The organism is Sporosarcina sp. FSL K6-1522, from assembly GCF_038622445.1.
Lineage (GTDB): Bacteria > Bacillota > Bacilli > Bacillales_A > Planococcaceae > Sporosarcina.
Window position 1 is genome coordinate 4,108,054 of sequence record NZ_CP152019.1, and the last position, 12,595, is coordinate 4,120,648.

At 44.0% G+C, this 12,595-nt stretch carries 9 protein-coding genes; 4 read left to right on the plus strand and 5 right to left on the minus strand.

Annotated features, from left to right (window positions below; all coding sequences use genetic code 11):
• Window positions 1-17 precede the first annotated feature (17 nt).
• Window positions 18-389, minus strand: coding sequence for a flagellar protein FlaG (gene flaG, locus MKY34_RS20605; RefSeq protein WP_342512973.1), 372 nt, complete (start codon window positions 387-389; stop codon window positions 18-20).
• Window positions 390-683: 294 nt separating this feature from the next.
• Between flaG and MKY34_RS20610 the strand changes: the two genes are divergently transcribed.
• The 3 genes from MKY34_RS20610 to MKY34_RS20620 all read left to right on the plus strand — a co-directional run bounded on the left by MKY34_RS20610 (window position 684) and on the right by MKY34_RS20620 (window position 7,063).
• Window positions 684-2,681: a methyl-accepting chemotaxis protein gene (locus MKY34_RS20610; protein ID WP_342512974.1), complete on the plus strand. Its 1,998-nt coding sequence runs from the start codon at window positions 684-686 to the stop codon at window positions 2,679-2,681.
• Between the two features lie 186 nt (window positions 2,682-2,867).
• Window positions 2,868-4,865, plus strand: coding sequence for a methyl-accepting chemotaxis protein (locus MKY34_RS20615; RefSeq protein ID WP_342512975.1), 1,998 nt, complete (start codon window positions 2,868-2,870; stop codon window positions 4,863-4,865).
• A 206-nt stretch (window positions 4,866-5,071) separates the two neighbouring features.
• Entirely contained in the window at window positions 5,072-7,063 is a 1,992-nt protein-coding gene (locus tag MKY34_RS20620; RefSeq protein ID WP_342512976.1) for a methyl-accepting chemotaxis protein, read from the plus strand.
• Between the two features lie 52 nt (window positions 7,064-7,115).
• Here the strand turns inward: MKY34_RS20620 and MKY34_RS20625 are convergent, their stop codons facing one another.
• The 3 genes from MKY34_RS20625 to MKY34_RS20635 form a co-directional block, all read right to left on the minus strand.
• Window positions 7,116-8,441 (minus strand): Na+/H+ antiporter NhaC family protein, encoded by a 1,326-nt coding sequence (locus tag MKY34_RS20625; RefSeq protein ID WP_342512977.1) that lies wholly within the window; start codon window positions 8,439-8,441, stop codon window positions 7,116-7,118.
• Window positions 8,442-8,880: 439 nt separating this feature from the next.
• Window positions 8,881-10,242: a Na+/H+ antiporter NhaC family protein gene (locus MKY34_RS20630; RefSeq protein ID WP_342512978.1), complete on the minus strand. Its 1,362-nt coding sequence runs from the start codon at window positions 10,240-10,242 to the stop codon at window positions 8,881-8,883.
• 15 nt (window positions 10,243-10,257) lie between these two features.
• Window positions 10,258-11,022: an SDR family NAD(P)-dependent oxidoreductase gene (locus MKY34_RS20635; RefSeq protein WP_342512979.1), complete on the minus strand. Its 765-nt coding sequence runs from the start codon at window positions 11,020-11,022 to the stop codon at window positions 10,258-10,260.
• Window positions 11,023-11,219: 197 nt separating this feature from the next.
• Here MKY34_RS20635 and MKY34_RS20640 point away from each other — a divergent pair, with 197 nt between their 5' ends.
• Entirely contained in the window at window positions 11,220-11,675 is a 456-nt protein-coding gene (locus MKY34_RS20640) for an S-ribosylhomocysteine lyase (protein ID WP_342512980.1), read from the plus strand.
• 110 nt (window positions 11,676-11,785) lie between these two features.
• On the opposite strand, the gene MKY34_RS20645 is transcribed toward MKY34_RS20640, so the two are convergent.
• Window positions 11,786-12,421: a plasmid pRiA4b ORF-3 family protein gene (locus MKY34_RS20645; RefSeq protein ID WP_342512981.1), complete on the minus strand. Its 636-nt coding sequence runs from the start codon at window positions 12,419-12,421 to the stop codon at window positions 11,786-11,788.
• Window positions 12,422-12,595 lie beyond the last annotated feature (174 nt).

Here is a 12,595-nt window from a genome sequence, read left to right on the forward strand (position 1 = left end):
TCCTTCACACCTTCTCATCATATTTTTTGATCTACCAATAAGCCTACAAATTCACGCATCGCCGCATGGATATCCATCAATTTCTTGGATGGGATTTCCCGAATGACTTCGTCGGTTGTCGAATCGACAACCGTGACATAGTATTCGTTGAGCTTATCATGAAACTTAAATCGCAATTGCGTATTGGCACTCGCCAAAAATGTGTTCATACTGTCTGTCATTTGCTTTGCTTTCTCTGCTGACAACTGTTGTTCTTGGTCGGCTTGCGGCTGTACTTTCTCTGCAACGGCTTTCACTGGAATAACCTGGACATCCATGTCCGGTGCCGCTTTTTCTACTGAAACGCTTGCTTGATGCGTCACAGTTCCACTATCCATACGACTGACCATTCCTCAAACCTCCCTGTTCATGAGAACTTCCATTACAAATTATATCGGCATATCCAAAAGGAAGTTGAGCCAATTGACAATAAAAAGTACTGAATTTTACTCTTTCCCCTTCAATATACTATCTATTTGAACAGATGAATATCGCCTAGTCGCTACAGGTTCAATAAACCCTGCATTAAATCATTATTCTGAACCCTCTTATTATTAATCCAACTCTAAACAAATGATTGAATAAACCGAAATTCACAGTAAGTGGTCTCTTTTTAAAAATTAAGAAAAGGAAGGTGTTTCGATATGTTTAAATCCGTCAAAACTAAAATCATTTTAACGGTCATGGTACTATTTCTCATCGGAATATCCATTATGACAATAATTAGTAGTACACAGGTGAAAAATAATACAGAAGAAAGCATCATTAATTCGAGTGGTACACTCGTTAACGAGATAGGCTATATCATTGAGAACTTTCTCGGTCAGTATGACAAAGGCCTCACTCAAATTGCTACCTCACCTACGGTTATTGAATTTGCAGAAGCAGGCAATGGAGAAGCCGTAAGTAGCCAACTTCAAGCCATCAATTCTGTATTTGAAAACTTCCTTGGTCCTTATGCCGATGCATCATCTATCTACTTAACATTACCGACTAAACAAACCGTGATTTCGCCTTACTCTGATCTCGGAGAGGACTTTGATCCCACAACACGTGATTGGTATACGCTAGCGATGGTAAATCCCGACACGGTACACTGGACAAATCCTTATATTGACGAAGCAACGGGCGAATTCGTTATTAGCGCTTCAAAAGCGGTACAAACAAATGGCAAAGTCATCGGTGTCGTCGGCCTCGATGTCCAACTTGCTGCACTCACCGATACAATTTCAGCGAGCGACATTGGCTACGAGGGCTACCCAGCCATATTTGATACGGAAGGAACAGCCATTGCCCACCCTACATTACAAGGTGATAACTTAATGGACCTCCCTTACATCACTGAAATGTACAAAAACGATTCCGAACGGGACGTGATTCATTATGTCCATGAAAATGTCCCGAAAGTGCTGATTTACTCTACACTCCCAGAATTCGGTTGGAAAGTGTTAGCCGTCTATGATGAAAAAAATATTAATGAAATGGCCAATGACCTACGCATCTCGATGGTCATCGTTGCACTCGTGACGTTATTCGTCATCTTTGCTGCATTGTACATCATGATTAGCCGAACCATCAAACCACTTGGACAAGTAAACGCACTAATGGACTCTGTTTCGCAAGGGGATTTAACCGTTCGCACCGACATTAAGAGCAATGATGAGATTGGTGAACTCGGGCGCAACTTCAACATCATGATTGACAACATGAATGCCATCATTACGGTCGTCAATAGCTCCGCATCAAACGTTCGCGTAAGTTCCGAAAGTTTGAGTGCAGTTGCGGAAGAAACGAGCGCTTCCAGTGAAGAGGTTGCACACGCAGTCAACGAAATTGCACACGGTGCATCAAGATCCGCTGAAGATGCTGAAATCGTTACCGAACGCTCCGACCTTCTTGGTCAGCAAATTAACGAAATCACAACGAAAGCTGGCATCATGTCCGACATCGCTACAAAAGCTGGGGAAATGAATACCAATGGTCAAGGCCAAATGCAACAGCTCAAACAATCCTTCGGCGACTGGGAAACGAACCTACACTCCATGTCCGAAGTCATCGGCACACTAGAAACAAAAGTGAAAGCAATCGGCGGTGTCATGGAAACAATCACCGAAATTTCAGCACAAACCAATTTACTCGCACTGAATGCCAGCATTGAAGCAGCACGCGCTGGCGAACACGGTAAAGGCTTCGCTGTCGTGGCAGATGAAGTACGAAAACTCGCAGAACAATCGGCGCGTTCTACAGAAGAGGTTAAAGTGACCGTTCAAGAACTACAAACAGAATCACAACTTGTCACCCAACAAATGAACGACACACGTGACAACTTCCAGCGTCAAGGAACAGTCGTCAATGATACCGAAACGACTTTCGGGGAAATCTCTACCTTGATGGCCGATATGCAAGACTCCATCGCTGCCGTCTATACAGAAATCCAGAAAGTCACATCTCATAAAGAGGACGTCTCAGAAACAATCCAAACGATGGCAGCCACTTCTGAAGAAACAGCCGCTGCCTGCGAAGAAGTCAGTGCCTCCACAGACGAACAACTACGCGCCATCCAATCCGTAACGGATGCAGCAGAAACGCTAACGGAGTTGAGCGAGGAATTGAGCACAGCCGTTAATCGATTTAAAGTATAAAAACTGAAACCCATTCTGGACAATACATCCAGAGTGGGTTTTATGTTTTTTATCCTATAAACTGAATTCCAATGCTATTGCCAAGCTTAGTATTTTCTTCTTATCGCTAAACAATTGTATAGAAAAGCCGAAAATCTTTTATAGTGACCTATTTAAACAGGACGAAAGAGAAGGTGTTCAATAGATATGTTTAGATCCATCAAAACAAAAATTATCATGACTGTCATGGTGCTATTTGTAATCGGGATAGCGGCAATGACAACCATCAGCAGTACCCAAGTGAAAAACACGACTGAAAAAAGTGCCACAGATGCTAGTGCAGCACTCGTCAACGAAATTAGCTTCGCCATGGAGAACTTTCTCGGGCAATATGGGAAAGGCATTGGACAACTGTCTACAACGCCGACAGTGACAGATTTCACACTTCCTAGCGAAGACAATCCAACACATAATCCCATTCCCGCACTCGAAAAAGAATTCGACAGTTTCCTCAGCTTCTATGAAGATGCAACATCTGTCTATCTAGCGCTCCCCACTCAGGATATCATCATCATGCCACAGGCTGATCTCGGAGCTGATTTTGACCCGACAACACGTGAATGGTATCAAAATGCCGTTGCACAGCCCGATATTATCCAATGGTCTAGCCCATTCATCGACTCAGCAACAGGCGAACTAGTCATCGCGGCATCCAAAGCCGTCCAATCGAATGGCAAAGTCATCGGTGTTCTTGCCCTGGACGTTGAACTAACTGCACTCGCAGATACTGTAGCAGCTAGTGATGTAGGTTACGGTGGGTTTCCAATGGTTCTTGATACAGAAGGGAACGTCGTTGCCCATCCCTACACAGCTGGAGAAAACTATATGAATCTACCGTTTATCGCGGACATGTATACAGAAGGTAACAATCAAGGCGTCGCATACTATGCACATGAAGGTACCGATTTTGTGAATGTGTACGCTACCTTACCCAATTTCGGTTGGAAAGTCTCTGCAATCTATCAAGAAAAGAATATCAATGCCACCGCTAACGACTTACGCAATTCCATGATGATCATTGCATTGATCACATTGCTTGTTATTTTCTTAGCATCGTACTTCATCATTAGCCGAACCATCAAACCACTAAGCCAGCTCAACACCTTAATGGATTCCGTCTCCAAAGGCGATTTAACCGTTCACTCCGACATCAAGACAAAAGATGAAATCGGCGAGCTTGGCAACAATTTCAACACCATGATTGACAATATGAACGCCATTATTACAGTCGTCAATGACTCGACTTCAAACGTTCGGGCAAGTTCCGAAAGCTTGAGTGCAGTGGCTGAAGAAACAAACGCATCCAGCGAGGAAGTCGCACATGCAGTTAACGAAATCGCACAAGGTGCAGCAAGATCCGCTGAAGACGCAGAAATCGTTACCGAACGCTCCGACCTACTTGGTCAACAAATTAACGAAATCACGACGAAAGCCGGCGTCATGTCAGACATCGCTACAAAAGCTGGTGAAATGAACACCGATGGACAAGGCCAAATGCAACAACTAAAACTCTCCTTCAATGACTGGGAAACGAATTTACAATCCATGTCCGAAGTGATTGGCACACTTGAAACAAAAGTGAAGGCAATCGGCGGTGTTATGGAAACCATCACTGAAATTTCAGCACAAACGAATCTACTGGCACTAAACGCTAGCATCGAAGCAGCACGCGCTGGTGAACACGGCAAAGGCTTTGCTGTCGTGGCGGATGAAGTTCGTAAACTCGCGGAACAATCAGCACGCTCGACAGAAGAAGTAAAAGTCACAGTGCAAGAGCTACAAGCAGAATCACAACTTGTCACCCAACAAATGAACGACACACGCGAAAACTTCCATCGTCAAGGAACCGTTGTCAACGACACTGAAACGACTTTCGGGGAAATCTCTACGTTGATGGCTGATATGCAAGATTCCATCGATGCTGTCTATTCAGAAATCCAGAAAGTCGCAGCACATAAAGAAGATGTCGCTGAAACAATCCAAACAATGGCCGCTACTTCACAAGAAACAGCCGCCGCTTGCGAGGAAGTCAGTGCTTCCACAGATGAACAACTGCGCGCCATCCAATCTGTAACGGATGCGGCAGAAACGCTAACAGAATTGAGTGAGGAATTGAGTCAAGCTGTTAACCGATTTACAGTATAATCAAGCAACAAAACCCGCCTAGATATGAAGTCTTAAGCGGGTTTTTCTCTTTATACAACAAATTTCGTGTACTGAAAGCAAAGCATCAGCTAAAGGGCCTCTATTCCGAATCTTATTATTATTCATCTTTACCTAAACAAACGAATAAAAAGACCGAAAGTTTTATAGATACTATTATAATAAGGTCGAAAGAGAAGGTGCTACATATGTTTAGATCCATCAAAACAAAAATTATCTTGACTGTCATGGTGTTATTCCTCATCGGGATATCCACAATGACCGCCATTAGCAGCACACAAGTGAAAACGAAAACCGATGAAAGTATCATTAACTCAAGCGGTGCATTTGTTTCCCAAATGAGCGCTGCCATCGAAAACTATCTCGAACAATATGGGAAAGGCCTGGCACAATTAGCAAATTCGAGCTCCATTACAGACTTTGTTCTTGACGAACAAACTGCTCCGCAAATTTTACGTGATGCACTCGATGAGGATCTCACACAATTTTTAACATTGTACAGTGACGCAGTAAAAGTGTATTATTCAAATCCAAACCAGCATATCAACATCCCTTACGTAGATCTTGGTCCTGATTACGATCCTACTCAACGTGAATGGTACACAAACGCTACAGCTCAGCCAAATGAAGTACAGTGGTCCTCACCTTATATTGATAAAGGCACAGGCGATTTGGTCATCACCGCTTCTACCACTGTCCATGCAGATGGAAAACTCATTGGCGTCGTTGGTCTCGACGTTCAACTGAACGCTCTGACTGAAAAAATTGCAGCAAGTGATGTTGGCTATGAGGGCTTCCCTGCCATATTCGATACGGAAGGCACAGCAATTGCTCATCCAATATTACAAGGGGAAAATTTAATGAATCTCTCCTACTTTAGAGACATGTACAACAACGATGCTGAACAAGGAACCATTTATTATGTCCATGAAAATATCCCCAAAGTGCTTATGTACACTACAATCCCGCAATTCGGCTGGAAAGTGGTAGCTATCTATGATGAAAAAAATATCAACGAGATGGCTAATGATTTACGCATCTCAATGGCAATTGCTGCGCTGATTACGTTATTCGTTATTTTCGCCGCGCTATACATCATGATTAGTCGAATGATTAAGCCACTCGGACAAGTCAATACTTTAATGGACGCTGTTTCTCAAGGTGATTTAACCGTTCGCTCCGACATCAAAACGAATGATGAAATCGGCGAACTCGGCAAAAACTTCAACACCATGATCGATAATATGAACGCCATCATTACAGTCGTCAACGACTCTGCATCAAACGTTCGTGCCAATTCCGAAAGCTTGAGTGCAGTAGCTGAAGAAACCAATGCCTCCAGTGAAGAAGTTGCACATGCGGTAACCGAAATCGCACAAGGTGCATCAAGATCCGCCGAAGATGCTGAAGTCGTTACTGAACGCTCCGACCTACTCGGGCAACAAATTAACGAAATCACGACAAAAGCTGGCGTCATGTCAGACATCGCTACAAAAGCTGGGGAAATGAATACCAATGGACAAAGCCAAATGCAACAACTAAAACAATCATTCGGCGACTGGGAAACGAACCTGCACTCCATGTCCGAGGTCATCAGCACACTCGAAACAAAAGTAAAAGCAATCGGTGGAGTTATGGAAACCATCACTGAAATTTCAGCACAAACGAATCTACTAGCGCTCAACGCTAGCATTGAAGCGGCGCGTGCAGGTGAACATGGCAAAGGCTTCGCTGTCGTTGCGGATGAAGTACGAAAACTTGCAGAACAATCCGCACATTCAACAGAAGAAGTCAAAGTGACAGTTCAAGAACTACAAGCCGAATCACAACTCGTCACTCAACAAATGAACGACACACGCGACAACTTCCAACGCCAAAGTACTGTCGTCAATGACACCGAAACAACTTTCGGCGAAATCTCTACGTTAATGGCAGATATGCAAGATTCCATTGATGCCGTTTATACAGAAATCCAAAAAGTCGCTGCTCACAAAGAAGACGTCGCTGAAACAATCCAAACAATGGCCGCTACTTCACAAGAAACAGCCGCTGCTTGTGAGGAAGTCAGCGCCTCCACAGACGAGCAACTACGCGCCATTCAATCCGTAACAGAAGCAGCAGAAATGCTAACGGAATTGAGTGAGGAATTGAGTCAAGCTGTGAACCGATTTAAAGTGTAGTGAAACGACAAACCCCGCCTCAGATTAAAAAATGTCTGGAGCGGGGTTTTCATCATTTAGATATAGAAGCCGAAGCATCATCTGTCCGTTTAAACTTCGGATAGCCAATCAAAATGGCTATCACACAACAAATCCCCATCAACACAGGGTAAAACGAATACAACATTATGCTCACCGGTGAAATCGCAGCGAGTCCAGCGGCGGCGAGTAATTGGGCGCCATAAGGTAAAATCCCTTGCCAACAGCCTGCGAACGTATCCAACAAACTCGCCGACTTGCGAGGATCCACCCCATACTCATCCGCAATGCTCTTCGCCAACGGACCGGTAATAATAATCGCAATTGTATTATTCGCAGTCGCAATATCCGCCGCACTGACAAGCCCGGCAATCCCAAACTCGGCCCCTTTTTTCGACTTAATATTCCGCGTAATCATACGCAGTAAATAATCGATCCCGCCGTTATATTGGATAATGCCGATAATCCCCCCGATTAAAATCGAGACAATCGCCAAATCTTCCATCGTCATAATCCCTTCAGCAGTCGCCTGTAATAAGCTACTCATTTGATAAGAGCCATCCAGCAAGCCAATAACACCCGCAAAAATCGTCCCACCAACCAAGACGACTAATACATGCGTGCCCGCAAGTGCCGCCACTAATACACCAAGATAAGGAAGGATTTTCACCCAGTCATACGGGTAATCCCCGGCAAGTTCCACAGCATTGCCACGTGTCAGCACACCAAGAATCACAAGTGTAATAAGTGCCGCAGGCAATACAATCAAAAAATTCACCTTAAACTTATCTTTCATTTTCGTATGCTGCGTTCGGACCGCCGCAATCGTCGTATCCGAAATCATCGACAAATTATCACCGAACATGGCACCACCCACAATGGTTGCCATGGCCAACGCCACCGGAATTTCCGTTTGCCCCGCAATTCCAACCCCTATCGGTGCCAATGCAACAATCGTCCCCATCGATGTCCCCATCGAAATGGATATGAAACACCCGATAACAAACAATCCAACCATCAACAAATTCGCTGGCAACAAGGACAAACCTAGATTCACAGTCGATTCAACTGCCCCCATCCCCTTCGCAACACCTGCAAACGCACCCGCTAAAATAAATATGACGGCCATTAAAATAATATTCGGATGCCCTGCACTCTTCGTAAAAACATCTACCTTTTTACTAAACGTTTCCTTGCGATTCATCAACAACGCAATTGCTGAAGCAATCAATATCGCAACGTTCAATGGCATCGTCGAAAAATCATTCGTTAACATGCCCGAACCGATAAAAAGGACGACAAAAACAATTAGCGGTAAAAACGCCAATAGATTGCCCTTTGTCCCTTCATGATTTGACATCATTCACACTCCATTCATCTTGAAAATGCTCGTATTTACTCATTTATTGTCCGTCTATCTCCACAGACGGAATCCTCGCTATTTTCATAATTTTAATTCAAAAAGGTTTACTTCGGTATAAGGCATGTGATAGCATAGATAGTATAATGGTGCAATTTGAACGTTTTATTAAATCATGCTAAAGTGCAGACCCCTTTAAACGAGACAAAGCTAACCCACTTCCAAATAGGGCTTACGCTTTTTACATCCGAAATACAACGACCTATTTCAGGATTACACACAGAAGTCTCCAGAAAACAGTATAGCACAAAAAACAGCCCTTCCATTGAGATATGTACTCGATGGAAGGGCTATTTTAATGATTTATAGCTAAACTTGGAATTTGACACTTTTTACGCTTCTGTTATACAGGAACTACTGCTGATTAACTCAGCAATCCTCACCCTTTATCCGATACCAAAGCCGGGTCCTCCTCTACAACTAACGGAACCTCCACCGTCTTAACTGTCTCCTGAAACTTTGGATACCCAATCAGAATCGCAATAATTCCACAAAGCGCCATCAGAATCGGATAAAACGAATAAGGCATAATACTGACCGGTGAAATCGAGGCTAACCCAGCAGCGGCGAGCAGTTGACCGCCATACGGCAAAATCCCTTGCCAGCAACTCGAAAATGTATCTAGCAAGCTTGCCGATTTCCTCGGGTCCACCCCATACTCATCCGAAATACTCTTTGCCAATGGTCCCGTGATCACAATCGATATCGTATTATTCGCCGTCGCAATATCTGCCACACTGACCAATCCTGCGATACCAAATTCCGCACCCTTTTTTGATTTAATCTTACTAGAGATAAAATACAGCAGATAATCAATCCCACCGTTATGCTTGATAATCCCTACAACTCCACCAATCAGAATCGCAACGATTGCCAAGTCCTCCATACTGATAATGCCACTCGCAACAGCTTGCAAAAAACTGCTGATCGTATAAGAGCCATCCACCATTCCAATCAATCCCGCAAAAACCGTGCCACCAATCAAGACAATCAGCACATGTACACCCGCTAACGCCGCCACCAAAACAGCGATATAAGGCAGAATCTTCAACAACTCGTACTCGTAGTTGCCAGTCAGTGTAGCCGTATTCCCACTTGTAATAACCCCCAGAATAATTGCGGTTAAAATAGCACCCGGCAATACAATCAAAAAGTTTACCTTGAACTTATCTTTCATTTTCGTCTGCTGGGTTCGCACCGCCGCAATCGTCGTATCTGAAATCATCGACAAGTTATCCCCAAACATTGCGCCACCAATGACCGTCGCCATCGCCAATGCCATCGGGATATCTGTTTGACTCGCAATGCCTACGCCAATCGGTGCCAATGCCACAACCGTTCCCATCGAAGTCCCCATCGAGATGGAAATAAAGCAGCCAATCACAAACAGCCCAATCATTAAATAGTTCGCAGGCAATAACGATAGCCCTAGGTTCACGGTAGATTCAACCGCGCCCATCCCTCTTGCAACACCTGCAAAAGCACCCGCTAAAATAAAAATAACAGCCATTAAAATAATATTCGGATGCCCTGCACCTTTTGTGAAAATATCAATCTTTTTCGCAAACTTCTCTTTTCGATTCATCGCAAGTGCAACAGCCCCAGCAATGATAATCGCAACATTTAACGGCATACTCGAAAAGTCTTTTGTCAAAATACCCGATCCGATAAATAGCAGTACAAAAACCAATAACGGAAAGAGTGCAACAAGACTCCCCTTTTTCACTTCCCCATTCGACATACAGACCCCTCCCCCTCAATTCATCGTCATGCCACCTGTCACATTAATCCCTTGCCCCGTCATATAATCCGAGTACTTGGATGCTAAAAAGACTACAACATTTGCAATATCCTGCGGAGTTGCCGTTCTACCTAGTGGCACTTGCGAGCAATCTTCCGCTTTAATCGCCTCTGCATCGAGCCCCCTTAACTCCCCACCAATAACCCGCTCGTTACGTTTCATATCTGTCTCCACAATCCCTGGACATACCGCATTGACATTGATTTGATCTTTGGCCAGCTCCAATGCCATCACTTTGGTCAATCCTAGCACCGCATGCTTCGAAGCGACATAACTGCCCATCAAACGATAGCCATTTTTCCCAGCCTGTGAAGAAATGTTAATAATCTTTCCACCCTGCCCCTGCTTCTGTAAAACACGCGCCACAGATTGACTGCATAAATACACACCCTTGGCATTGACGTCCATAACTCGATCCCAATCACTTTCTTGAATATCAACCGCATAATCCATGGAAGATATCCCTGCGTTGTTTACTAAAATATCTACTCTTCCAAAGTGGTTCACCACTTTTTCTACCATTACTTCAACCTGATCACTTTGCACAACATCCGCTTGAATTGCTAATAAACCATCATTCACCTGCACTCCGTTCACCGCTCGATCGACGACCGCCACTTGTGCACCACTTTCCAATAATGCGTCAGTAATCGCACGACCAATACCCTGTGTTCCTCCCGTAACAACGGCAACTTTCCCCGTTAAATCCATACAATACATACGCGCTCCCCCTACATCAATAACATTCACATCACTAATACCTAGTAATTCAATATGAATAATTAAAGAGTATCGTATCGCGCTTTCCTTTCTCTGTCAACTGAATAATCATCATTTTCATAATCTTGGTTCAAAGGGGTTTACTTTGCTAGGTGAGATGTGATAGTTTAGATGTCAAAGTGAAAGGATGATAAAACATGGCACAAGTTGAAAGTTTTCTTTTAGACCACACAAAAGTAAAAGCACCTTATGTACGCCTCGCGGGTACCGAACAACACGAAAAAGGTAGCTCGCTTCAAAAATACGACCTACGCTTTTTACAACCCAATCATGACGCAATGCCCACTTCAGCGGTTCACACACTGGAGCATTTGCTAGCAACCTATATGCGCGACGAACTAACGGGAATTGTCGACATCTCCCCAATGGGATGCCGCACCGGCTTTTACATGATTATCTGGGACGAACATGACCCAAAAGACGTCGCCACTGCCTTAACAACCGTACTCGAAAAAGTCATTACAACCGAATACATTCCTGCTGTTTCTGCACTCGAATGCGGGAACTATCGCGACCATTCGCTATTTGCTGCGCAGGAATATGCGAAGCTTGTAGTGGAAGCTGGATTGAGTGATGACCCGTTTCGGGATTGAGGATTGAGTAGAAGAAATGACAAAACCCGCTTTGGACTTTATGTCCGATGCGGGTTTATTCGTTGTGAGTAGGAAAGATTAAGCTAAAATCCCCTCAATCTCCTCTCCACTTAATTTATATCAAACTCTCTATACAATTGCATCCTTGCCCATGCTTTCATAGAGTCATGTTCGTCATGCGATGGATCATTCATAATTCCCAAAAACGCATTGAATCCTGGCTCACCACCACAATCTTCGTGCGGTGCTGTTCCTTCTCCTGCCAAATAAATTGGCGATGAAAGATTTTGCTTTGTTAAAATTTCCTCGACGATAATATCGTGTCGCCAATTGTCCCCAAAGTCATAAACATATTTTATAAACGTATGCGACGGTATGAAATCCGACAACAACAGTCCTTCTTCCAATATCATTTCAACATCATTTGCGTACTCGAAAGCCTCTTCATCCATCACAATATTTAACTTCTGGCGGTTTGTTTGCCTGCTTTGAAACTTGTCCGTCTCAGACTCATCATATTGATAAAATTCGTGAAGATGATAATCGTGCCAACCAAACGCAATTTGGAAAATTTGATGGAAGTCCTGGAATTTCATATCAAGTGGAACGACCAACCTTCTCCGAATGGGATGCCCCATCAATTCCATCGACACATGTAACACAGCTGCCTCCGCATCGAAAATCGCTCCGTCCACGAGTGCTGCCAAATCCTTAAACATTTCCTCGGACGGGTAAATCGCCTGCACTTTCCGTCACCGACCAACAAACTGCTCGCTTTCTTTCCAATTCGTACATTAATAGGTTCACTTGAATCGAGTTCAGCAGCATACAGCCAAACATAATCGCACGCCTGATTCAACCTAGCGACCAGCGAACGATTCTTCGTCTTATAAAACGCTACATCCCCCGCCGCCTTCATG